Raw genomic sequence first — 22960 nt, 5'->3', positions numbered from 1 at the left:
GGAGCGCCGACTCGAAGCGGGAAAACCGCCGGTCCAAGACTGGCTTCGGTTCAGGCGGCGGTGTGTTCCTGCACGGCCAGCACAAGCGCTTCCGGGTCGAGCGGCTTGGTCACGAAGCCGTTGGCGCCGTGGGCAAGCAGCGTGTGCCGGGTCTTTTCCTGGCTGTCGGCCGACAGGACCATGATCGGCAGCGGCGCGACGCCGGCTTCCTCCTCATGGCGGCGGATGGCGGCGATGGCGTCCAGCCCGTCCATGACCGGCATGTGCAGGTCCATCAGCACGACATCGTAGCGGTGGCGGTGCCCCGCCTCGATGACGGCTTCCACCGCCGCCTTGCCGTTGCCCACCACTTCCACCCGGTGCCCCGCCTTCTGCAGCGTGGCGCGGGCGAGCATGGCGTTGATGTCGTTGTCCTCGGCGATCAGCACCGACAGGCCCGAGGCCCGGTGGCCCTTGCGCGAAAGGTTCGCCGGCCCCTGCGTTTCGGCGGCAGGGGCGTCCGGCGCCGTGGCGGCGGCCTGGCTCGCCAGAAGCACGCGCAGCAGCGTTTCCCCGCGCACCGGCCTCGCCAGGAACGTCGCGTAGCCGCTGGCGCGGAATTCGCCCAGCATGCCGCGATCGGCCGGCTCGATGAAGATGGCGGCCTCGCAATTGGTCAGGCCGGCCTCGCGCAAATGCTGGAGCAGGCGGCCGTCGCTCTTTTCCAGCGCTGCGTCCACCAGGAGCATGTCGCAATGGCCGTCGAGCGGCGCCGCGACGGCGGCGCTGGAAGCAATGACGGCGCTGCCGCCGTGGTCGCGGATGGTCGCCGCGATGGCTTCGGCTTCCACCCGGTTCCTGGAGACGATGGCGACATGGCGGCCCGTCAGGATGCCTTCGCGGCCCGGCGGCGGTCCGCTCGCCTCGACGGCCGGAATCTCGAAGGCGAATTCGGAGCCTTCGCCGAGCCGGCTCGTCACCGAGAGGCTGCCGCCCATGGCAGCGGCCAGCCGCTTCGATATGGCGAGGCCAAGGCCTGCGCCGCCGAAGGCGCGCGTCGAGGTGCCGTCGGCCTGTTCGAATTCCTCGAAGATGCGGTCCCTGTCCTTCTCGTCCAGGCCCGGGCCGGTATCGGCGACGCTGAAGCGGATGCGGTCGCCCGCCTCGTCGCGCACCTGCGAAATCGAGACCAGGACGCCGCCTTCGCCGGTGAACTTGATGGCGTTGCCGATCAGGTTCAGCAGCACCTGGCGCACGCGCCCCGGATCGGCACTGATGCGCTGCGGCACGTCCGGCGCGACGTGGCAGCCGAGGCCGATGCCCTTGCCGAAGGCACGGGCGGCGAGCAGTTCGACCACGTTGTCGGCGATCTCGCGCGGCGCCATCGGCTGCGGCTCGGGATCGAAGCGGCCGGCCTCGATCTTGGAATAGTCGAGCAAGTCCTCGATCAACGCCAAAAGCGCGCTGGCAGAGGTGGAGACGGCGCCGACATAGGTGCGCTGCTCGGGCGTCAGCTGGGTGTCGGCGAGCAGCTTGGCCATGCCCATGATGCCGTTCATCGGCGTGCGGATCTCGTGGCTGACGGTGGCGAGGAAGCGCGACTTGGCCTGGTTGGCGTATTCGGCACGCTCGCGCGCGCCGATGAGCGAGGTTTCGGCGCGCTTGCGGGCGGTGATGTCGCGGGCGATCGCCCGGTGCGAGACGGCGCCGCTGTCCTTCTCGCGCACCGACAGTTCGATCCAGGAGAACCAGCGCTGGCCGTCCGGCGTCGAAATCATCACGTCGGTGGAACTGAGGCAGTCGCGTTCGGCGAAGGCGGCGTCCGGCATCAGGCCGACGTCGATGCCGATCTCGGCCAGCGTGCGGCCGTCCAGTTCGCGCGGGTCCATGCGGACGAGATCGGCGAACACCTTGTTGGCGTAGACGATGCGCCCGCTGCGGTCGCGGTGAACGACGAGGTCGCCCAGCGCGTCGATCAGTCCTTGCGCGCGCTCCTCGCTTTCCTGCATCTCCCACATGCGGTCGGCGAGCGTCTCGATCTCGGCGCGCGTGCGGGCGGCGCTGTCATCGAAGGCGAAGGCCGCGCGCCTGGCCGCCCGGCCGCTGCGCAGATGCACCAGAAGCCCGGCCACGCCGATGACCACCAGGCAGGCGGGGATGAAGGGCGCGGCGCCGGTCAGCCAGGAGAAGGCCGCGAGCGCGATCGTTGCCGCGAACACCAGGAAGGTGAGGCCGTTCCCGCGCGTGACAGGCGGCAGATCCGGCTGCAGCGGCGGCGCCTGGATGCGCATGCGCCTCGGCGCGGGCGACACGGTTTCGCCGGGCTCGTCGTGTGTTTCGGCTGCTGCAAGATCGGGCTGCGCGCTCATGCGACCATCGTTGCCACAAAGCGATTAGGGAAGGTTTTGACGGATCGCTTGCATTTTAGCGGTTTTGGGGGGTGAGAAGCGGTCCGCGCAGCGGACGAAAAGCCAATTGCTTGGCTTTTCGAGCGACGAACACCCGGAGCGACAGCGAAGGGCCGTGGCGCGGGTGCCCCCTCGAAGTCCGGTCGGGAGGGGTCATTTCCACCGCTCCGACGTTATGAAGCCCTCGCTCTACGGCCAACGACCCCTCTCCGTCTTGGCTTCGCCAAGCCACCTCTCCCCAGAGGGGCGAGGAACCCAAGTCCTGCGAGGCCGACACCATAGGAAAACTGTTGCGGAACTTGGGCATCCAAAGAGCGCGACGGTCGCGAGCTCGGTTCCTCGCCCCTTTGGGGAGAGGTGGCTCGGCGAAGCCGAGACGGAGAGGGTTCGCCCACACAAGTTTCTTTATCGCCACGCTGCCTTCCGGCCCTGGCCATTGTCAAAGAACTGACCTCGTTTGAGGTCGGGAAGCGGGCGCGGGGGCCGTGCCTGCTAAGTTAAGGTATGGCGCGGCATCCCGCGCCCGCCGGTGTCTTGCCTCCCCGAGGGGCGCTGCCTTTCGGCCCGCTGGCTCGGTCGAGGCCCGGACTTGGGGGTTCATCGCCCAGCCGCCTACCGTAGACGACCAGCCCGGCACCGTCTCCTGCCACAAGCGCCCGGTTCGCGACCCGCGTTCCCGCACAGGAGATGACGGGCAGTATAGAGCGGGCGGAAAGGACGGGGATAGATTCTGGGAGAAAATCTTTCGGAACCGCACTCCGTCCGGCACCCCTCATCCGACCTCGCTCTCGCTTCGCTCGGCTCGGCCACCTTCTCCCACAAGGGGAGAAGGTGAGGTGGCGCTGCCCTTGCGACCAATCGTCAATGTTGGAGATTTGCAGAGACGTAGGCGCAAGCCCTCCCTTCTCCCCCTGTGGGAGAAGGTGGATCGGCGCGCAGCGCCGAGACGGATGAGGGGTGCTGGACGGAGTGCGACGCTGACGGACTATTCCATATCCACCACGACGCGGCCGCGGATTTTGCCATCGACGATGGCGCGGGCGGCGTCGAGGATGCCGTCGAAGCCGATGGTCGTCGACAGCGCCTTCAGTTTGGCGACGTCGAGGTCGGTGGCGATGCGCCGCCAGGCTTCCAGGCGCACCTCCTTCGGCGCCATCACCGAATCGATGCCGAGCAGGGAAACGCCGCGCAGGATGAAGGGCGCGACGGAAGACGGCAGGTCCATGCCGCCGGCCAGGCCGCAGGCGGCGACGGCGCCGCCATAGGCGGTCATGGACAGCACGTTGGCGAGCGTGGTGGAGCCGACCGCGTCGACGCCGCCGGCCCAGCGCTCCTTGGCGAGCGGCTTGACCGGGCCGGTCAGTTCGTCGCGCGCGATCACTTCCGCCGCGCCGAGATCGGCGAGGTACGCCTTTTCGGCCTCCCGTCCCGTCGAGGCGACGACGTGGTAGCCGAGCTTCGACAGGATGGCGACGGCGACCGAGCCGACGCCGCCGGCCGCACCCGTCACCACCACCGGGCCGCGGTCGGGCGCAATGCCGTGGCGCTCCAGCGCCATGACGCACAGCATCGCCGTGTAGCCGGCGGTGCCGACCGCCATGGCGTCATGCGCGCTGATACCTTCCGGCAGCGGCACCAGCCAGTCGCCCTTGACGCGGGCGCGCGCCGCATAGGCGCCGTAATGCGTTTCGCCGACGCCCCAGCCGTTGAGGATGACCTTATCGCCGCGCCGCCAGTCGGGATGATCGGAGGCCGTGACCGTGCCGGCGAAGTCGATGCCGGGAACGAGCGGCCAGCGGCGGATGACCGGCGCCTTGCCGGTGATGGCCAGCCCATCCTTGTAGTTGACCGTGGTCGCCTCGACGGCGACGGTGACGTCGCCCTCCATCAGGTCGGCCTCGGTCAGATCTTTCACCGCCACCGACTGCTTCTTGTCCTCGTCGCGGGAAACCAGGATGGCTTTGAAGGTGTCAGGCATTTTTTCTCCTCGCGCGTGTCGGCGAAGTTTGCGGCTCCCCGCGTGTCGGGTCAATCGTCCGAAGGTCGCGGTTGGCTGCGCCAGCCGAGGAATTCCTCGAGGATGACGAGCGCCGCGCCGACGGTGATGAAGGCGTCGGCGAGGTTGAAGACGGCGAAGGACCAGACGGGCGTGTGGAACAGCACGTAGTCGATGACATGGCCGTAGACGGCGCGGTCGATGAGGTTGCCGAGCGCGCCGCCGACGATGAGGGCAAAGCCGATGCGGGCGGCGATCTGGCCGGGTTCGGTGCGAGCGGCCAGCCAGACGACGAAGGCGGCGACCGCCGCCGCGATGACGATGAGACCGGTGTCGCCGAGGGACGACAGCATCGAGAAGGCGATGCCGGTGTTGTAGGTGCGGAAGAGCGCCAGGAACGGCAAAAGGTCCACGGGCTGCTGCCAAGGCAGGTCGGCCTCGACGAGGACCTTGATTCCCTGGTCGAGCGCGATGGCGACGACCGAGAGCAGGCCGTAAGGAATGAGGGATTTCACGAAGGGCGAGCCTCCAGCGTCAGCGCGTCGCGGCGGATCTCGTAGAGCATGACGCCGGTGGCGACGGCGAGGTTGAGCGAATCGGCTCGGCCCGCCTGCGGGATGCGCACCAGCCGGTCGCAGCTTGCGGCCAACTCGTCCGGCAGGCCCTGCTGCTCGTTGCCCATCAGGAGCAGCACCGGTCTGCCGGAGAAATCGACGGTGCGGTAATCGACGGCGCCTTTGAGATGCGTGCCGGCGACGAGGCCGGAGAAGCCCTTGCGCCAGGCGAGGAACTCACCTTGCGTCGCCTTCGCCACAGGCACGGCGAAGATCGAGCCCATGGTGGCGCGCACCGCCTCGACGGCGAAAGGGTCCGTTGTGTCGCCGACCAGGATGACGCCCTTGGCGCCGACCGCATCGACGGTGCGCAGAACGGTGCCGAGGTTGCCGGGATCGCGCACGCGGTCGAGCGCCACCCAGACGTCACCGGGCTTCGGGCGGATATCCTTCAAGGCGGCGAATCGCTGGGAAAAGACGCCGACGACCATCTGCGGATTGTCGCGGCGGGTGATGGCCGACAGCACCTTTTCGGAGACTTCCAGCACCGTGCCGCCGGCCGCGACGGTGCGGGCGGCGGCCTTTTCCACCGCCGGATTGCCGCGGCCGGCCTTGGCGAAGACCAGCGTCCTGACCTGCCAGCCGAGATCGAGCGCGTCGATGACAAGCTTCAGCCCTTCGGCCATGAAGGCGTGCTGCTGGTCGCGGAATTTCTTGAGCGCTAGCGCCTTGATGTCCTTGACCAGCGGGTTGGCGAGGCTGGTGACTTCCTTGACCTGGCCGACGGCGCGGCGGTGTTCGTGCTCGCTCATGCGGTGGTTTCCCCATATGGGCAGTGCTGCCCCTCACCTGCCTGCCGGCATCCTCTCCCCGTAAACGGGGAGAGGAGGGCAGTTGCGCCGTCGGCAATCTCCCTCTCCCCGTTTACGGGGAGAGGGTAAGGGTGAGGGGCGGCGCCGAAGTTGGTCAGGGAAGCGCTCATGACGCCACCCACCGCGAGAAGAGAGAGGTCGACAGCGCCCGGCCGGCCGAGGTCTCGCGGATGACGAGTTCGCCCGATTCCATCCTGCCGCCCATGCCGGCGAAGGTGTCGCGCATCAGCGCATGGGTGGCGAAGAAGGAGGCGCGGATGGAATAGGCGGTCAGCACCACGGCGAGCGGTTTCGGCGTGAGGATCGACCGGCAGAGGTCGGCCAGCGCAGGCAGGTGCTCGAACAGTTGCCAGACCTCTCCCTTGGGACCGCGGCCGTAGGCGGGCGGATCGAACAGTACGATGTCGTAGCGCGAACCGCGCCGTTCCTCGCGCTCGGCGAATTTCATGGCGTCCTCGACGATCCAGCGGATCGGCTTGTCCGTGAGACGCGCCACCTCCTGGTTCTCGCGCGCCCAGCCGATCGCCTTCTTCGAGGCGTCGACATGGGTGACCTCGGCGCCGGCTTTTGCCGCCACCAGCGAGGCGAGGCCCGTATAGCCGAACAGGTTGAGCACCTTCACCGGTCGTTTCGCGTCACGGATCAGGCCTGCCATATGGTCCCAGTGCGAGGCCTGCTCGGGAAAGACGCCGACATGGCGAAACGAGGTGAAACGGCCGAGATAGTCTATGCCGCCGTGCTTCATCGGCCAGGTTTCGCCGAGCGGCGCCTTCGGGAAGCGCCAGCGGCCCATGCCTTCCTCGTCGGTGTCGCCGGTGAAGATCGCGTCGGCCTTGTTCCATTCTTTTTCAGGCCATGCCGGCTGCCAGATCGCCTGGCCCTCGGGCCGTACGATCCTGTAGGGGCCGTATTGCTCCAGCTTGCGGCCGGCGCCCGAGTCGAGCAGAGCATAGTCGGCGTTAGGCTGCACTTCGAGGATGAGCGGCAGCTTTTCCGCCGGCAGGGCGCCTTCGCGGCGGGAAAGCAGACGCGGGGTCGCCGCCGGCCGTTCCTGCGAGGCGGCAGACTTCGGCGCTGGTTCCTGCTGGCGGGCCGGGCGGTCCTCAGCCGCATGCTGCCGGGCCTGCCGGGGCCGATCTTGCCGGGGGGAAGGCTGGCGGTCGTCGCGCCGCCTGTCGCGGTGGGATTTCAAGGCGTGCCGTTCTCCGGACTGGTCGGCCGCTTCTGCCATAGCGCCTTGCCCGGCGCAACAAAACCCGGAGTGCAGGCCGGAACTTTGCAGGGAGCATGCAGCGACCTATCCTGCGAAGAGGAGGCTCCATGTCACGCTCCGAACGCCTGCTCGATCTGGTCCAGACGCTGCGCCGCCACCGCCGGCCGGTGAGCGGGCGCGCGCTGGCCGCCGAACTCGGCGTCTCGATCCGCACGCTCTACCGCGACATCGCCACCTTGCAGGGGCAGGGCGCGCCGATCGAGGGCGAGGCGGGACTGGGCTACGTGCTGAAGCCGGGCTTCTTCCTGCCGCCGCTGATGCTCGACGACGAGCAGATCGAGGCGCTGGTGCTGGGCGCGCGCTGGGTGGCGAAGCAGCCGGACGCGCGGCTGGCCGAGGCCGCGAGCGATCTTCTGGCCAAGGTTGCGGCCGTGTTGCCGCCGGACCTGCGCGAGACGCTGGACGCCACCGCGCTGATGGTGGGCCCGCGCGCCGAGGCGGCGGAGGGGATCGACCTCGGCGCGGTGCGGCAGGCGATCCGCCGCGAGCGCAAGCTCGGCTTTTCCTATCGGGATGCCGGCGGTGCGCGTTCGGCGCGCACGGTCTGGCCGTTCGCGCTCGGCTTCTTCGACAAGGTGCGCGTGCTGGTCGCATGGTGCGAGACGCGGCAGGATTTCCGTCATTTCCGCGTCGACCGCATCGAGGAACTGGACGTTACGGAGGATCGCTATCCGCGCCGCCGCCAGGCGCTTCTGAAGGAATGGCGCGAAAGTCAGGGCATCGGACAAAAGGCTGCTGCCAGAAATTGACAGTGGTCGGCCTTAGATTCTCCGCATCGAAACCAAGGAGAACGCCCATGCCCGCCCCCAACTTCGTCATCCTCTATGTCGACAACCCTGAAAGGAGTGGCGCCTTCTATGCCGCGCTGCTCGGCCGCCAGCCGGTCGAGGCCTCGCCGACCTTCGTTCTGTTCGTCTTCGACAACGGCTTCAAGCTCGGCCTGTGGTCGCGCCATACGGTCGAGCCGGCGGCGCGGGCGGCCGGCGGCGGCGCGGAAGTGGTCATCGCCGTGGATACGCCCGCCACGGTCGACGCCACCCATGCCGACTGGGCGGCGCGCGGACTGGCCATTGCGCAGGCGCCGAGCGACATGGATTTCGGCCGCACCTTCGTCGCGCTCGACCCGGACGGGCATCGCCTGCGCGTCTACTGGCTGAGCGACGAAGCCGGAGCGCAGCCATGAGCGCGTACTGGCTGGCGGTCGCATCGGCTGAGCATGTGCGGCGCGGCCGGGCCGAAGGTTTCATGCAGGTCAATCACGGCAAGGCCGCGCCTTTGCGGCGCATCAGCCCCGGCGACGGCGTGGTCTACTATTCCCCTACCACCGTCTATCGGCAGAAGGACGGGCTTCAATCCTTCACCGCGATCGGCCGGGTCAGGGAAGGCGAGCCCTATGCGGGCGTCATGGGCGACGGGTCCACGCCGTTCCGGCGCGACGTGGACTGGGCGGTGGCCGTCGAGGCGCCCATCGCGCCGCTGCTCGACCAGCTCGACCTCACCGCCGGCCGGCCGCATTGGGGCTACCAGCTCCGCTTCGGCGTGCTGAAGGTCAGCAAGCATGACTTCGCTTTGATCGCCGAGGCGATGGAGGCGGGCAAGGCAATTGCGGCCTGAAACGGATCCGGGCGCGCTATTCCACCAGGATGCGCGCTTCCCGCGCGGCCGCGACGAAGGCCTCGCGTGCCTGTTCGCTCGTCGTGCCGCCGTTGAGGACACGCTGGCACAGCCGCCGCGCCTCGCTGAATTTCGGCGCGCCGGCGTCCGGCCATCGGCCGTTCAGGGCATCCAGCGCCTGCTTGGCGCTCAAGACATTGTGGATGTCGCCGACGATGCCAACGGCAATCGCCACAGGTTTCGTAAACCAGCCTTCAGACATTGTCCCACGTCCGGTAAACTTGGAGCGGGGAAGCCCGGACAAATCCGGGCTGCCGCTCCACCTTTTTATCTCAGCCGCATTTCTACGACGCCAGACGATTCCGTCTGGCTGCAAAATGCTGTAGAAACAACAACAACTTAATGCCGACAGCATTAGCCGTCAAAGTCGGCGAAGTCACTTTGTCGTTACATTCCGGACTGTTAGGCTCAACGTTTCAGAGCACGGTAGACGGCGATGCCGGCGGCGAGGTCCTCCAGCGCGGCCCCGACCGACTTGAACAGGGTGATTTCCTCCGCGCTTTCGCGGCCCTTTTTCTGGCCGCGCGCCAGTTCGGCCAGTTCGGCGACGATATCGGCTTCCTTCAACACGCCGGAGGCCAGCGGCTTGACGATGTCGCCGGCTTCCTTCGTGGCGCCGGCGCGGGTGTCGACGAAGACGCGGGCGCGCGAAATCGCATCGTCGTCGGCCTCGCGCATGTCCGGCGTGAAGCCGCCGACGAGATCGACATGGGCTCCCGCTTTCAGCCGCGCGCCCTTGACCAGCGGCGTCTGCGAAATGGTGGCCGAGGAGACGATATCGGCCTGGCCGAGTTCGGCTTCGAGGTCGGACGCCGCCTCGGCGGCGAAACCTTCGGCGCGCAAGGCGGCGGCGACCTTCTCGGCGTTGGCCGGCGTGCGGTTCCAGATGCGGATTTCCTTGATCGGCCGCACCGCCGAATGGGCCTTGGCGAGGAAGGAGGACAGGGCGCCGGCGCCGATCACCAGCAGCCGCGACGCGTCCTCGCGCGCCAGAAAGCTCGCGGCGAGCGCCGAGGCCGAGGCCGTGCGCCACTGGGTCAGCCGCTGGCCGTCGATCAGCGCCTCGGGCTCGCCCGTGGCGCCGTCGAGCAGCAGATAGAGGCCCATCACCGCGGGCTTGCCGATGGCGTTGTTGTCGGGCGAGACGGTGACGATCTTGACGCCGATATGGCCATCCTTGCCGTCCGCCGCCTTGAAATCCGTCCAAGCCGGCATCAGCAGCAGCGTCGAGCCGGCGCTGCCGGGACGCTCCACCGCATGATGGTGGCGGACCGGCTGCACGGCACCGTCGCGGAAGGCGTCGCGCAGGACCTTGACCAGACCGGGGAAGGTCAGGGCGTGGTCGACGTCGGCGGCTGAAATATGAAGCATGGGGACCCTCCGGCAGATGTGCGGCTACAGCAGACCGCCCGATACCGGAAACGGGCGGCTTGTTGTAGCTTTTGTTTTCGCATCGCTTCCTGCCGAAAACCGGCCTCCGCTTTTCGGCGCGACGCCTTTAATTCATGCCCGAGAAAAGCGCGAAACGGCTTTTCCTGTGGGATTGCGTGGAAACGATCCGGGTCAGTTCGACGGCGTCGGCAGGGCCGGCCCGGCCGGAGGCGCCGTGGGAGCTGGTGTGCGGGCGACCGCCTGGCGCAGGTTCTCCGCCTCGACGCCGCGTTGCCGGGCGAGCTTGCGGTAGCGGCCCTGCCGTATCCAGGTCGCCAGGCTGCCGACGATCATGCCCAGTGCCAGCGCGGCGAACAGGAAGATGAACAAGGGCAGCGTGACGGTAAGGCCCGGATTGCCGGGATTGAACGGATCGAGGGTGAAGGCGACCAGTTCGCGGTTGGCGACCGCCAGCGCGATCAGCACGATCGCCAGGGGCACGAAGACCACGATGAGAAGGAAGCGGTTGACCATTATTTTCCCGTGGGGCTTTCCCGTCGCAGGGTCGGCGCCGCTCAGCTGCCGCCGTTCAGCCTTTCACGCAGTTCCTTGCCGGTCTTGAAGAACGGCACCCACTTCTCCTCGACCTCGACCGATTCGCCGGTGCGCGGGTTGCGGCCGGTGCGGGCCGGGCGGTTCTTCACCGAGAAGGCGCCGAAGCCGCGCAATTCCACCCGGTTGCCGTCGGCCAGCGCGTCGGTGATCTCGTCGAACACGGCGCCGACGATGTTCTCGACGTCGCGCAAGAACAGATGCGGATTGCGCGCGGCGATGACCTGCACAAGTTCGGACTTGATCATGCGATGTCCCCTGATGGCAATGCTGGCGAAATTATGCGGATGATTTTATTTGCTTTTTCGAGGATTTGGCAAGCGCTCAAGGGTGCCAGACCGAAACGAGGCCGTCAAGGAACAAGCGGTCGGCGCCGATCTCTTCCAGCACCGCGCCGCTCTCTTGCGGCAGGCCGAGCGCGCGCGCCACGGTGCGCGTCAGCGCCTTGGAGAACAGCCAGCCGCCGCTGCCGCCGTCCTTCCATTCGATCACCTTGAGCTTGGCGTCGACGCCCTTGGTGCCCAGCCAGGCGACCGCCTCGTCCTCGCCGCCGACCTCGTCGATCAGCTTGTTGGCGAGCGCCTGCCGGCCGGTGAAGATCGAGCCGTCGGCCAGCGCCAGCACCTGGTCCCTGGACATATGGCGGCGCTCGGAGACAATGCCGACGAACCAGTCGTAGCTGTCCATGATGAGCTTGCGCACCATGGCGCGCTCTTCCTCGGTGGTGGCGTTGAAGGGCGAGGGCTCGGCCTTCAGCGGCGAGGATTTCACTTCCTCCAGCTTGACGCCGATCTTGTCCATCAGGCCGGTGACGTCCGGGAACTGGATGAGCACGCCGATCGAGCCGACGATGGAGGATTTTCGGGCCACGATATGATCGGCGGCGGACGCGATCATGTAGCCGGCCGACGCCGCCAGCGTGCCGACCTGGGCGACGACCGGCTTGTCGGCGGCGAGCTTGCGCACCTCGTCGTAGATGGATTCGCCGCCGGCCGTGGTGCCGCCGGGAGAATTGATCGACAGTATGACGCCCTTGACGCGCTCCGACTTGCGGATCTTCTCAAGCCGTTCGATGAGATCCTCGTCCTCGGTGATGGTGCCGTCGATCTTGACCCGGGCGATATGATCGGCCGCCGTGCCCGCCTCGTCGCCCCAGAACCATGCCGCCAGCGCCGCGATGCCGAGCGCGGCGACGGCGAAGGCGACGACACGCCAGAAGGTGAGCTTGCGCCGCAGGCGGCGGCGGTCGATGAGGTCGTCGGCTCTGAGCGTCATGATCAGTCCTTCGTTCGGGCCAGCCCTTCATTGGGGTCGGTCTGCGTGCGGCCCCAGCCGGGCTTTTAGAGCAAGCGCCGGGCGAGGGCTACCGCTTTCGGGCGCGGCGGCGGGCGGGCGTCGCCGCCGAAAGCGGCCGCGATTGGCAAGATCGGCGCGAACGCCTATGTTATACGGCGCTTCGTGGCGCGGAGCAGTAGCGCGATCGTAAAATGCCGACCCGGCCGCGGTGTTCCAAGGTTTGGTCGGCGTCCGGCTTCGGCTATCTTTGCGACGACGCGGCGGCAAGACGTCACATTTTTGCGGTTTTCCTTCGCTTTTGCTTGCTTGAGCGGTCGGCCGAACCAACCTATAGCCTTTCGACAGCCTGCGGCGGGCAAAGAATTCGGGAACGAGCATGTTGGCGCGGACGACAGAAACCGGCAGCGAGAGCGACCCCGCCGCCGAGCGGCAGGAGCCGCTGGCGGCGCGCGCGGCGGCGTTCGGACGGGCGCAGCGGCATTCGCAGCGCGTGCGCGCCCTCAAATTCGTGCTGCCGTTCACGGCCGGCATCATCGCGCTGGCCTTTCCGGTCTATTCCTATCTGGTGACGCCGCCCGCCGTCGAGGTGAAGGCCGACGACACCGCCTTCTCGGACGGCAAGCTGGTGATGTCCAACCCCAAGCTCTCGGGCCAGACCAGCGAGAACCTGCCCTATTCGATGAGCGCGGCGCGCGCCGTCCAGGACGTCGCCAACGAAAGCGTCATCGGGCTGGAGGGCATCGACGCCACGCTGCCCGTCGACGCTGCGACCTCGGCGACCGTGAAGGCGGCGAACGGCACCTACGACCGCACCGCCAACACGCTGCAGCTCAGCAAGGACATCCTGGTGACGACCAGCGACGGCATGGTCATGAAACTGCAATCTGTCTTCCTCGACATGGGGAAAGGCACTATGAAGACCGGTGATCCGGTCGACATCACGCGCGAAGGCTCGCACATCCGGTCGGATACGATGTCGGCGAGCAACGGCGGCAAGACACTGGTTTTCGAAAAGCGCGTGCGCGTCGACATCGATCCCGCCGCCGCGAAGACGAAAGAGGGGAGCGGAGAGGCCAATGCGGCGCAATGAGGTGATGAAGCTGGCGGCGGTGCTGGCGCTGCTCGCGGCCGGCCCGGCGCTGGCGCAGTCCGACGCCAAGATGACCGGGCTGAAGCTTTCCAACGACCAGCCGATCCAGATCGAGAGCGACAAGCTGGAGGTCCAGCAGGAGCAGAATCTGGCGATCTTCACCGGCAACGTCAACGTGGTGCAGGGCGCCACGCTGATGAAGGCCGGCAAGATGACGGTCTATTACGTCAAGGGCGGCGGCTCGGCGACCACCGGCTCGGCCAACATCGACCACCTGGAGGTCGACGGCAAGGTCTACATCAAGACCGAGACGCAGGTCGCCACCGGCGACCGCGGCACCTTCGACATGAAAAGCCAGGTCTTCACCCTGTCGGGCCAGAAGGTGGTGTTGTCGGAAGGCTCCAACGTGCTGGTCGGCTGCAAGCTCACCGTGCAGATGAACACCGGGCTCGCCCAGGTGGACGGCTGCGGCAGCGGCGGCGGGTCCGGCGGGCGGGTGATGATGTCGATCACGCCCGATTCGCAGAAGCCCTGATCTCCATGGCGTTGTTGTCGAGACGAGAGGCCGGCAAACCGGCGACGCCGGCGCTGTCGTCCGCCGACAGGACCGCCAGGCTCAAGGGCACGCTGATCGCGCGCGGCCTGACCAAGGCCTACAAGGGCCGCACCGTGGTCAACGGCGTTTCGCTGGGCGTGCGCGCCGGCGAGGCGGTCGGCCTGCTCGGTCCCAACGGCGCCGGCAAGACCACCTGCTTCTACATGGTCACCGGCCTTGTCCCGGTCGACCAGGGCACCATCGAGATCGACGGCTTCGACGTCACCTCCATGCCGATGTACCGGCGGGCGCGGCTGGGCATCGGCTACCTGCCGCAGGAAGCCTCGATCTTCCGGGGGCTTTCGGTCGAGAACAACATCCGCGCCGTGCTGGAGGTGGTGGAAAAGAGCCGCAAGGAGCGCGACAGGTCGCTGGACGAACTGCTCGAGGAATTCCACATCAGCCACCTGCGCAAGGCGCCGTCGATGTCGCTGTCGGGCGGCGAACGGCGGCGCCTGGAGATCGCGCGGGCGCTCGCCACCAAGCCGGCCTACATGCTGCTCGACGAGCCGTTCGCCGGCATCGACCCGATCGCCGTCGCCGACATCCAGCAACTGGTGCGGCACCTGACGGCACGCGGCATCGGCGTGCTGATCACCGACCACAATGTGCGCGAGACGCTGGGTCTGATCGACCGCGCCTATATCATCCACGCCGGTCAGGTGCTGACCCACGGCCGCGCCGAAGAGATCGTCGCCAACCCGGACGTGCGCCGGCTTTACCTCGGCGAGGCGTTTACGCTTTAGTTCGCAGGCTATCGCATATGGCACAGACCCCCACCCCTAACCCTGCCGGGGCGAGCCACGGGTCTCGCCCGTCCTTCGGACCCCCGCAAGGGGGAGGGGGACTTTGCGGTGTTGCTACAACCCGCCAACCTTGCTGGTTTTAGACAAAACAGCGGTGTCGGCGTCTCCCTCCCCCTTGTGGGGAGGGGACAGGGATGGGGGTGCCGCGCCGGCAGCTTTCCAAAGATCCGCCCATAACGTTCCGGTAAGGCCGTTCTGCTAGCTGTTGCCTTGACAAGCAAAAGCCGGGCCAGTTTGATCCGGCCGGCTTTGCAGACGAAGGCAACCGTATCCGATCATGGCGCTGGCGGCCAAACTACAGCTCAGACAATCCCAGTCGCTGGTGATGACGCCGCAACTCATGCAGTCGATCCGGCTGCTGCAGCTCACCCATGTCGAGCTCGAGCGCTTCATCGAGGAGGAGATGGAGCGCAATCCGCTGTTGGAGCGGGCCGAACCGCAGGACGAGCCGGGCGAGCCCGAGCCGCCGGCTGCGGAACGGACCGATGCCGCCGAGGGCGACTGGTTCGACGAAAGCGAGTCGGCCTGGAGCGCCGAGGCGATGTCGGAAAAGCTCGATTCCTCACTGGAAAACGTCTTTCCCGACGATCCGGGCACGACCGAACGGCTGGCGCCCGACCTTGCCGCTCAGTGGAAGTCGGTCGGCGCCGGGGGCGGCAGCGGCGAAGGCGTCGACCTGGAGGACCTGACGGCCGCACGCGTCAGCCTGCGCGACCATGTCGGCGAACAGATCGCGCTGACCTTTGCCGATCCGGCCTCGCGGCTGATTGCCGGCGAACTGGCCGACGGGCTGGACGAGACGGGCTATCTGAGCGTCGACCTTGCCGAAATCGCCGGCCGGCTGGGCGCTGACGCTTCGACGGTGGCGGCGGTGCTGGTGGAATGCCAGGCGTTCGAGCCTGCCGGTATCTTCGCCCGCGACCTCGCCGAATGCCTGTCCTTGCAGCTTGCCCAGCGCGACCGGCTCGACCCCGCCATGCGCGCGCTTCTCGCCAACCTGGAACTGCTCGCCCGCCGCGACTTCCAGGCGCTCAGGCGCCTGTGCGGCGTCGATGAGGAAGACCTGCTCGACATGATGGCCGAGATCCGTGCGCTCGATCCGCGCCCCGGCATGGCCTTTTCGGGCGGCGCCAGCGACGCCATCGTCGCCGACGTCGAGGTGCGCGCGGCCAGCGACGGAAGCTGGGCGGTCGAACTCAACGCCGACGCGCTGCCGCGCGTGCTGGTCGACCAGGTCTATTTCAACCGGGTGTCGGCAAAGGCGCGGGACCAGGCGGAGAAGGACTTCCTCTCCGAATGCCTGCAGAACGCCAACTGGCTGACCCGCAGCCTCGACCAGCGCGCCCGCACCATCCTCAAAGTGGCGTCGGAGATCGTGCGCCGGCAGGATGCCTTCCTCGTCCATGGCGTGCGCCACCTGAAGCCGCTCAACCTCAGGACGGTGGCCGAGGCCATCGGCATGCACGAATCGACGGTCAGCCGGGTGACGTCGAACAAATACATGCTCACCCCGCGCGGCGTGTTCGAACTGCGCTATTTCTTCACCGCAGCGATCGCCTCGGCCGAGGGCGGCGAGGCGCATTCCTCGGAGGCCGTGCGCGACCGCGTGCGCCACATGATCGAGGCGGAAGCGGCCGACGCGGTGCTTTCCGACGACGCCATCGTCGACCGCCTGAAAGCGGACGGCGTCGACATCGCCCGGCGCACCGTCGCCAAGTATCGCGAGGGCATGAACATCCCGTCCTCGGTGCAGCGGCGCCGGGAAAAGCGGGCGCTCGCCGTGGCTGGGCGTTAGGAGCCGGCCTTCTCTCCCAAGATTTCCACAGTTTCGTGGCTTCGTTGACAAGCCATGGGGAAGTGGCTAGAAGCCCGCCCGCAAGAGGACGGGCAAGGCCCGGTGCGGATGGTCCGTCGGCGTGCCACCTGGAAACGGTTGCCAAAAAGCGACCGGCGGGCAGCTTGTGATCAGCCGCAGGTTCGGATGTAAAATCGGCGCAAAGGGCGCCGCAAAGCTTGTGCGCACGGGCCACGGGTATAAACTCCCGAACAGTGTGAAACCTGAGCAGGGAAGGTCGATCTTCGAAATGACGCTGCGCATATCGGGAAAGCACATGGACATCGGCGATGCGTTTCGCACGCGCATCACCGACCGCATCGGCGAGGCGATCGGCAAGTATTTCGATCGCGGATTCTCGGGCCATGTGACGGTGGTCAAGAAAGGGTCGCGCTACAGCGCCGACTGCATGGTGCGGCTGGATTCGGGCGCATCGTTGCAGGCGACCGGCGAGGCGCAGGATCCGGCAATGGCCTTCGACGCCGCGGCCGAGCGGCTGGAGACGCGGCTGAGGCGCTACAATCGGCGGCTGAAGTCGCACACCTACGGCGCCGCCAACGGCAAGGACACCGACGTCGCCTATGCGATCATGGAGCCTTTGGCGGACGACGACGAGGAGATACCGGAGAATTTCGCTCCGGCCGTCGTCGCCGAATCGACGGTGACGCTGAGGACCATGTCGGTCGCGTCCGCCGTCATCGAACTGGACACCAAGGACAGTCCCGTCTTCGTTTTCCGCAACGCCGGGAACGACCATCTCAACATCGTCTATCGCCGGCCGGACGGCAACATCGGCTGGATCGACCCCTCGACCGCCAAGGTCGCGCAGGGATAACGACCGGCCGCGACGGGCGTGGGGACCGGTCGCGGCGGGCGAAACGAAGGATTTTCACATGGATCTCAGTGATCTGATCGACGTTCCGGCTATCATGCCGGCGTTGAAGGCTAACTCCAAGAAGCAGCTTTTGCAGCTTCTGGCCGAGCGGGCGGCGGCCATTTCGGGGATTCCGGAGCGCGAGGTGTTCGACACCATCCTGCAGCGCGAGCGGCTCGGCTCCACCGGCGTCGGCAACGGCATCGCCATTCCGCACGGCAAGCTGGCCGGGGTGAAGCGCATCACCGGCGTGTTCGCGCGGCTGGAGACGCCGGTCGACTTCGAGGCGCTGGACGACCAGCCGGTCGACATCGTCTTCCTGCTGCTGGCGCCCGAGGGGGCCGGCGCGGACCATCTCAAGGCCCTGTCGCGCATCGCGCGCGTGCTGCGCGATGCCGATACGCTGGCCAAGATCAGGGGCACGCGCGACGCGGCGGCGATCCAGGCGCTGCTGTCGCAGACGCCGGCCTCGCACGCGGCGTAGTTCAGTTCGCTTCGGATTTTTGGAATAAAGCTTGCGGGGCCGCCGTCCAGGCGGCCCTTTCGTTTCGGTGAACCCCGACGCGCCTAAGATTGTTTCGCCGCATTTGTGCGACGCCAGGCGGAACAGCCTGGCTGCAAAATGCTCAGTGCAGGGCGACGGTGGTCAATTCGTTCTCGATCGCGCCGGCGAGCGCGCGGTCGCGCGCATCCGACAGCAGGATCGGCTGACCGTTGGCGCCGAACAGCGCCCACAGCTCAAGGCCGGGGGCGATTTCGCTCAGCGCCGGGAAACGGCCGCGCAGGTCGTCGCTGGAGACCTTGCGCAGATAGGCGACATGGCCTTCGCCGAGATGGGCGAATTCGCCAGTGGTCATAGGCGTTACGTCTAGTCTGGTCATTTCAGCCTCCTTTCAGCGGAGCGCCGGTCCCGGCCGTCCCGCGTGAGAGCCATCGGCAAAGGTCAGTCTTTCACCGATATGTTTATTTTCCGTACCAGCCTTTCGGCTTCCGGCCGGTCGAGGTCGATCGACAAGAGGCCGTTCTTCAACTCCGCCCCGATCACCCGCATGCCATCGGCCAGCACGAAGCAGCGCTGGAACTGGCGGGCGGCGATGCCGCGATGCAGGTATTCGCGCTCGGTGTCGTCGCTTTGGCGGCCCCGCACCACCAACTGGTTCTCCTCGGTGGTGACGTCGAGGTCGTTTTCGGCGAAGCCGGCCACCGCCAGCGTGATCCTCAACCGTTCGGCGCTGCCTTCGGTTCCACGCAGGCGTTCGATGTTGTAGGGCGGATAGCCGTCGCCGGACTTGGCCAAGCGTTCGAGCGTCTTTTCCATCGTGTCGAAGCCGAGCAGCAACGGACTGGAAAAGGGCGTCATTCGCGTCATGTTACAGCGTCCTCCTTGGAGCGACATAAACCGGAAAAACCCGACTGGCATTTTTCCCGATGGCCTTGATATGGTCCGCCCCGGGGCCAAGTTCAAGCCGATTCACCGTCAACCCGCACCCGCCCAAAAAGACTTTTCAGATCAAGGAAATGCCATGACCGCCTCACGGCTTGCCGCGCGCAAGATCATCATCGACACGGACCCCGGCCAGGACGATGCCGTCGCCATCCTGCTGGCGCTCGGCAGCGCCGAGCTCGATATCGTCGGCATCACCGCCGTCGCCGGCAACGTGCCGCTGAAGCTGACCGAGATAAACGCCCGCAAGATCTGCGAGCTCGCCGGACGGCCCGACATCAAGGTCTATTCGGGCGCCATCCGGCCGCTGGTCAGGCCGCTGGTCACCGCCGAGCACGTCCACGGCAAGACCGGGCTCGACGGCCCGGCGCTGCCAGAACCGGCCATGAAGCTGCAGGACCAGTATGCCGTCGACTTCATCGTCGAGACGCTGATGAGGGAGGAGGCGGGCACCGTCACGCTATGCGCGCTGGGGCCGCTCACCAACATCGCGCTGGCGCTGATCCGCGAGCCGCGCATCGCGCCGCGCATCAGGGAGATCGTGCTGATGGGCGGCGGCTTCTTCGAGGGCGGCAACATCACGCCGACGGCGGAATTCAACATCTATGTCGATCCGCACGCCGCCGAGGTGGTGTTCCGCTCGGGCGCGCCGATCGTCGTCATGCCGCTCGACGTCACCCACAAGGCGCTGACGACGCATAAGCGAATCGAGGCGATGCGCAAGCTGGGCAGCAAGGTCGGCGACGCGGTAGCCGCCTTGCTCGACTTCTTCGAGCGCTTCGACGAGGAGAAATACGGCACCGACGGCGGGCCGCTGCACGATCCCTGTGTCATCGCCTGGCTGCTCAGGCCGGAGCTGTTCACGGGCCGCCATTGCAACGTCGAGATCGAGACGACTTCGGAGCTGACCATGGGCATGACGGTGGTCGACTGGTGGGGCGTCACCGACCGGCCGAAGAACGCCCTGGTGATGCGCGACATCGACGCCGACGGGTTTTTCGCCCTGCTGACGGAGCGGCTGGGACGGCTTTAGGGAACGCTTTCCTTCTCCCCGCTCACGGGGAGAAGGTGCCGGCAGGCGGGGGCGGAGCCAACTTTCGCGAGTCGGCGCTGCCCCTCACCCGGCCGCTTCGCGGCCACCCTCTCCCCGTAAACGGGGCGAGGAAAGGGAAGCCGTCACCTCCTCGACAGGGCCAGCCAGACCCCGCCGCCGACGAGGAAGCCGCCGCTTGTCTTCGACAGGAGCTTGATGCGGCGGGCCGACAGCATGTGGCCGGCGCGGCCGGCGGCGAGCGCATAGGCGGCGTCCGACAGCGCGCCGAGGATCAGCGCTGTGACGCCCATCAGCGCCAGTTGCAGCGCCGCGTTGCCGGCCGGATCGAGGAATTGCGGCAGGAAGGCGCCGAAGAAGATCAGCACCTTGGGATTGCTCAGCGCGACCAGCAGGCCCTGCAGGAAGAAGCCGCCGCGCGGGTGCCGGACCGTGCCGTCGGGGTTGAGATGGCCTTTCGAGCGCAACATCTGCACGCCCATCCAGACCAGGTAGGCGGCTCCGGCCAGCCGCACCAGCTCGAACCAGTGGCCCATGCCCTCGATCACCGAAGCAAGACCGATGCCGACGACGGCGAAGACGATGGCCATCCCAAGCTGTCCGCCGGCGACGTTGGCCAGCCCCGCGCGCGTGCCGTGGCGGATCGAATTGGCGACGATCAGCGTCACCGTCGGGCCCGGCACCAGGATGATGACGACGCAGGCGGCGAGAAAGGCGGCATAGACGGAAGGCGACATCGGTTCAGTCCTCCGGTTAACGCGTGGAACCGTCCGGGGCGGTTTGCGCGCCGGCGACCCAGGGCAGCGCCGTCTCGTAGGCGGCGCCGGCGCGCAGCACGTCGAGGTCGCCGCGCGGGCGGCCGATCAGTTGCATGCCCATCGGCCGGCCGCGCGCGTCGAAGCCGACCGGCACGTTGAGCGCCGGGCAGCCGCCCATGGTGGCGAAAGCGCAAACCTGCATCCAGCGGTGGTAGGTGTCCATCGGCCGGCCCGCGACCTCGCGCGGCCAGTGGGTTTCGATGGGGAAGGGGAAGACCTGCGCGGTGGGCAGCGCCAGAAGGTCGAAGCGCTCGAACAGGGAAAGCAGCGCCCGGTGCCAGGCGGTGCGGACCGTCGATGCGGCATGGATTTGCGGAGCGGTGAGACGGCCGGCGCCCTCGGCCTCCCACACCGCCTCGGGCTTCAGCTTGCCGCGATTGGCCGGATCGTCGAGCAGTGCCTTCAGCGCGCAGCCGCTGGTCGCTTGCCTGAGCACGCAGAAAGCCTGCCAGAGCGCCTCGGCGTCGAAATCGGGCAGCAGGGGCTCGACCGAGAATCCGAGATCGCCGAAGCGGCCGAGCGCTTCTTCGCACAGGTCGAGAATGCCGCTTTCCATCGGCAGGACACCGCCGAAATCGCCGAGCCAGCCGATGCGGCCCGCCGTCGCCGGCCGGTCGAGCCCGGCCAGGAACGACCTGGACCCATCATAGGAAAGGGGAGCCGCCGGGTGGTAGCCGGCCTGCACGTCGAGCAGCAGGGCAAGGTCGCGGACGGTGCGGGCCATCGGTCCCTCTACGCCCATCTGGGCGTGGAAGACCTCCATGCCGAGGCCCGGCACCAACCCTTGCGAGGGGCGGAAGCCGTAGACGTTGTTATAGGCGGCCGGATTGCGTAGCGAGCCGCCGAAATCGCTGCCGTCGGCCAGCGGCACCATGTCGAGCGCCAGCGCCACGGCGGCGCCGCCGCTCGATCCGCCGGCCGTGAGCGCCGGGTCGAGGGCGTTCAAGGTGGCGCCGAACACCGGGTTGTAGGTGTTGGAGCCGAGGCCGAATTCCGGTGCATTGGTCTTGCCGATGACGATGGCGCCGGCCTCTTTCATACGGCTGACGAACAGGTCGTCCTCCTGCGGGATGAGGTCGGCGAAGATCGCCGAGCCGAAGGTCGTCCTGAGCCCCTTTGTCAGGGCGAGGTCCTTGATGGCGATGGGCAGGCCGAACAGCGCTCCCGGCTCGGCGCCGGCCGCGAGACGGGCGTCGGCGTCGCCGGCTTCGCTGAGGATGTCGGCGCGCTCGCGCAGCGACACGACGGCGTTGACGAGCGGATTGACGGCCTCGATGCGGTCGAGGAAGGCGGTGGCCACCTCGCGCGCCGAGAGCCGGCGCTCGCGGATGCGGCGGGCAAGTTCGACGGCGGAAAGGCGGCATATGTCGCCGGCCGGCGGAGCGGCAAGGCGGCTTCGGGGGCGGGTGGCGTCCATATCAGCGTCCTTCGTCGGGCAGGGCGGCGGCGAGCGCGGCATCGACGTCCGCCTTGAGGGGAATCGACGGCTGCGCGCCGGGTTTCAGGCAGGCGAGCGAACCGGCCGCCGCGGCGCGCGCCAGCGCATCCTCGAGCGGCAGACCTGAGGACAGGCCGGCGGCAAGATAGCCGCAGAAGGTGTCGCCGGCGCCGACGGTGTCGACCGGCTCGATCTTCAGCGCCGGCACCTGATGGAAACCGCCAGGCGACGCCGCCAGAACGCCGTCGCCGCCGAGCGTCACGATGACGACGCGGCCGGTCTTCTCCGCGAAGGCGCGCATGCGGGTGGGCCTGTCGCCTGCCGGCAGCGCCAGCGCGTCCGCATAGAGGTCGAATTCGGTCTCGTTAGCGACGACATGGTCCGCCTTGGCGAGCCAGGCCGTCACCCCGCTGTGGAAGGGGGCGGCGTTGAGCACGGTGACGGCGCCGGCGTCTCGCGCGGCGTCGAGTGCGGCTTCCACCGTCTCCAGCGGGATTTCGTGCTGCAGCAGGACCACGTCGCCCTTCGCGAGAAGCGCCTTGGCGAGGTCGCCCGGCACGACCGAGGCGTTGGCGCCGGGAACCACGGCGATCATGTTCTCGCCCGCGCCGCCGACGAGGATGAGCGCGGTGCCGGTCGAGGCGTGCATCTCGGCGACGCCGGACAGGTCGACCGCGCCAGCCTTCAGCAAGTCCAGCGCCTGCACGGCGAAGGGGTCCTTGCCGACGGCGCCGACCATGCGCACCTTGGCCCCGGCGCGCGCGGCGGCCAGCGCCTGGTTGGCGCCCTTGCCACCGGGCGCGGTGGAAAAACCATTTCCGGGAACGGTCTCGCCCGGCGCCGGCAGCCGCTCGACGGTGGCGATCAGGTCGAGGTTGATCGAGCCGATGACGATGATCATGAAGGACGGGACTCCGAAATATTCGGGGAAGCTAGCCTGTGCGGACGGGATTGAAAATGGGCCACGAGACAGGC

The 22960-nt window shown here is 67.6% G+C and carries 25 protein-coding genes; 10 read left to right on the top strand and 15 right to left on the bottom strand.

What is annotated here, in order from left to right:
- Positions 1–50: 50 nt before the first annotated feature.
- From FGU64_RS11040 to FGU64_RS11020, 5 genes are all read right to left on the bottom strand, one after another.
- Entirely contained in the window at positions 51–2270 is a 2220-nt protein-coding gene (locus FGU64_RS11040) for a PAS domain-containing hybrid sensor histidine kinase/response regulator (RefSeq protein WP_246671341.1), read from the bottom strand.
- Positions 2271–3372: 1102 nt separating this feature from the next.
- Positions 3373–4365: an MDR family oxidoreductase gene (locus FGU64_RS11035; RefSeq protein ID WP_139953334.1), complete on the bottom strand. Its 993-nt coding sequence runs from the start codon at positions 4363–4365 to the stop codon at positions 3373–3375.
- A 50-nt stretch (positions 4366–4415) separates the two neighbouring features.
- Positions 4416–4898 carry a signal peptidase II gene (gene lspA, locus FGU64_RS11030; RefSeq protein ID WP_139953333.1) on the bottom strand — a complete coding sequence of 161 codons (483 nt, stop codon included), beginning with the start codon at positions 4896–4898 and terminating at the stop codon, positions 4416–4418.
- Complete coding sequence (locus FGU64_RS11025) at positions 4895–5749, bottom strand: RNA methyltransferase (RefSeq protein WP_139953332.1); 855 nt, start codon at positions 5747–5749, stop codon at positions 4895–4897. The genes lspA and FGU64_RS11025 overlap by 4 nt, the downstream gene beginning before the upstream one ends.
- A gap of 166 nt (positions 5750–5915) precedes the next feature.
- Positions 5916–7001 carry a class I SAM-dependent rRNA methyltransferase gene (locus tag FGU64_RS11020; protein ID WP_139955350.1) on the bottom strand — a complete coding sequence of 362 codons (1086 nt, stop codon included), beginning with the start codon at positions 6999–7001 and terminating at the stop codon, positions 5916–5918.
- Between the two features lie 128 nt (positions 7002–7129).
- On the opposite strand from FGU64_RS11020, the gene FGU64_RS11015 reads away from it, so the two are divergent.
- Genes FGU64_RS11015 through FGU64_RS11005 form a run of 3 tightly spaced genes read left to right on the top strand, consistent with a single transcriptional unit; the run spans position 7130 to position 8696 of the window.
- Entirely contained in the window at positions 7130–7831 is a 702-nt protein-coding gene (locus FGU64_RS11015) for a YafY family protein (protein ID WP_136359935.1), read from the top strand.
- Positions 7832–7878: 47 nt separating this feature from the next.
- The gene (locus tag FGU64_RS11010) at positions 7879–8265 is read left to right on the top strand and encodes a VOC family protein (RefSeq protein ID WP_139953331.1); all 387 of its coding nucleotides are present in this window, start codon (positions 7879–7881) and stop codon (positions 8263–8265) included.
- Entirely contained in the window at positions 8262–8696 is a 435-nt protein-coding gene (locus FGU64_RS11005) for an EVE domain-containing protein (RefSeq protein ID WP_139953330.1), read from the top strand. Before FGU64_RS11010 ends, FGU64_RS11005 begins: the two co-directional genes overlap by 4 nt.
- Positions 8697–8712: 16 nt before the next feature.
- Here the strand turns inward: FGU64_RS11005 and FGU64_RS23280 are convergent, their stop codons facing one another.
- From FGU64_RS23280 to sppA, 5 genes are all read right to left on the bottom strand, one after another.
- The gene (locus tag FGU64_RS23280; RefSeq protein WP_180375682.1) at positions 8713–8958 is read right to left on the bottom strand and encodes a DUF982 domain-containing protein; all 246 of its coding nucleotides are present in this window, start codon (positions 8956–8958) and stop codon (positions 8713–8715) included.
- 206 nt (positions 8959–9164) lie between these two features.
- Entirely contained in the window at positions 9165–10127 is a 963-nt protein-coding gene (locus FGU64_RS10995) for an ornithine cyclodeaminase family protein (protein ID WP_139953329.1), read from the bottom strand.
- A gap of 192 nt (positions 10128–10319) precedes the next feature.
- Complete coding sequence (locus FGU64_RS10990) at positions 10320–10661, bottom strand: DUF1049 domain-containing protein (protein ID WP_139953328.1); 342 nt, start codon at positions 10659–10661, stop codon at positions 10320–10322.
- Positions 10662–10702: 41 nt separating this feature from the next.
- Positions 10703–10987, bottom strand: a complete 285-nt coding sequence (locus FGU64_RS10985; protein WP_136359929.1) for an integration host factor subunit beta — start codon at positions 10985–10987, stop codon at positions 10703–10705.
- Positions 10988–11063: 76 nt separating this feature from the next.
- Positions 11064–12014, bottom strand: a complete 951-nt coding sequence (gene sppA / locus FGU64_RS10980) for a signal peptide peptidase SppA (protein WP_139953327.1) — start codon at positions 12012–12014, stop codon at positions 11064–11066.
- 397 nt (positions 12015–12411) lie between these two features.
- On the opposite strand from sppA, the gene lptC reads away from it, so the two are divergent.
- The 6 genes from lptC (at position 12412) to ptsN (ending at position 17718) form a co-directional block, all read left to right on the top strand.
- Positions 12412–13125 carry an LPS export ABC transporter periplasmic protein LptC gene (gene lptC, locus FGU64_RS10975; RefSeq protein ID WP_139953326.1) on the top strand — a complete coding sequence of 238 codons (714 nt, stop codon included), beginning with the start codon at positions 12412–12414 and terminating at the stop codon, positions 13123–13125.
- Positions 13112–13660, top strand: coding sequence for an LptA/OstA family protein (locus tag FGU64_RS10970; RefSeq protein ID WP_136359926.1), 549 nt, complete (start codon positions 13112–13114; stop codon positions 13658–13660). The genes lptC and FGU64_RS10970 overlap by 14 nt, the downstream gene beginning before the upstream one ends.
- Positions 13661–13665: 5 nt before the next feature.
- Positions 13666–14466 (top strand): LPS export ABC transporter ATP-binding protein, encoded by an 801-nt coding sequence (gene lptB / locus FGU64_RS10965; protein WP_139953325.1) that lies wholly within the window; start codon positions 13666–13668, stop codon positions 14464–14466.
- Between the two features lie 337 nt (positions 14467–14803).
- A complete protein-coding gene (gene rpoN / locus FGU64_RS10960) occupies positions 14804–16321 on the top strand; it encodes an RNA polymerase factor sigma-54 (protein ID WP_139953324.1) in 1518 nt (505 codons plus the stop codon).
- Between the two features lie 289 nt (positions 16322–16610).
- Positions 16611–17195, top strand: coding sequence for a ribosome-associated translation inhibitor RaiA (raiA, locus tag FGU64_RS10955; protein ID WP_136359923.1), 585 nt, complete (start codon positions 16611–16613; stop codon positions 17193–17195).
- A 58-nt stretch (positions 17196–17253) separates the two neighbouring features.
- The gene (ptsN, locus tag FGU64_RS10950) at positions 17254–17718 is read left to right on the top strand and encodes a PTS IIA-like nitrogen regulatory protein PtsN (RefSeq protein ID WP_136359922.1); all 465 of its coding nucleotides are present in this window, start codon (positions 17254–17256) and stop codon (positions 17716–17718) included.
- A 142-nt stretch (positions 17719–17860) separates the two neighbouring features.
- Here the strand turns inward: ptsN and FGU64_RS10945 are convergent, their stop codons facing one another.
- Entirely contained in the window at positions 17861–18115 is a 255-nt protein-coding gene (locus FGU64_RS10945) for a DUF1150 family protein (protein ID WP_136359921.1), read from the bottom strand.
- A gap of 62 nt (positions 18116–18177) precedes the next feature.
- The gene (locus FGU64_RS10940) at positions 18178–18603 is read right to left on the bottom strand and encodes an Hsp20 family protein (protein WP_139953323.1); all 426 of its coding nucleotides are present in this window, start codon (positions 18601–18603) and stop codon (positions 18178–18180) included.
- Between the two features lie 154 nt (positions 18604–18757).
- On the opposite strand from FGU64_RS10940, the gene FGU64_RS10935 reads away from it, so the two are divergent.
- Positions 18758–19711 carry a nucleoside hydrolase gene (locus tag FGU64_RS10935; RefSeq protein ID WP_139953322.1) on the top strand — a complete coding sequence of 318 codons (954 nt, stop codon included), beginning with the start codon at positions 18758–18760 and terminating at the stop codon, positions 19709–19711.
- A 143-nt stretch (positions 19712–19854) separates the two neighbouring features.
- Here the strand turns inward: FGU64_RS10935 and FGU64_RS10930 are convergent, their stop codons facing one another.
- The 3 genes from FGU64_RS10930 to FGU64_RS10920 are packed head-to-tail and all read right to left on the bottom strand — an operon-like array spanning position 19855 to position 22886.
- Positions 19855–20466: a LysE family translocator gene (locus FGU64_RS10930; protein WP_139953321.1), complete on the bottom strand. Its 612-nt coding sequence runs from the start codon at positions 20464–20466 to the stop codon at positions 19855–19857.
- A gap of 16 nt (positions 20467–20482) precedes the next feature.
- The gene (locus FGU64_RS10925; protein ID WP_139953320.1) at positions 20483–21964 is read right to left on the bottom strand and encodes an amidase; all 1482 of its coding nucleotides are present in this window, start codon (positions 21962–21964) and stop codon (positions 20483–20485) included.
- A gap of 1 nt (position 21965) precedes the next feature.
- The gene (locus FGU64_RS10920; RefSeq protein WP_139953319.1) at positions 21966–22886 is read right to left on the bottom strand and encodes a ribokinase; all 921 of its coding nucleotides are present in this window, start codon (positions 22884–22886) and stop codon (positions 21966–21968) included.
- Between the last annotated feature and the right edge of the window lie 74 nt (positions 22887–22960).

Source organism: Mesorhizobium sp. 8 (assembly GCF_006351905.1).
Taxonomy (GTDB): Bacteria; Pseudomonadota; Alphaproteobacteria; order Rhizobiales; family Rhizobiaceae; genus Mesorhizobium; species Mesorhizobium composti.
This window is presented reverse-complemented; position numbering and strand designations above follow the sequence as displayed.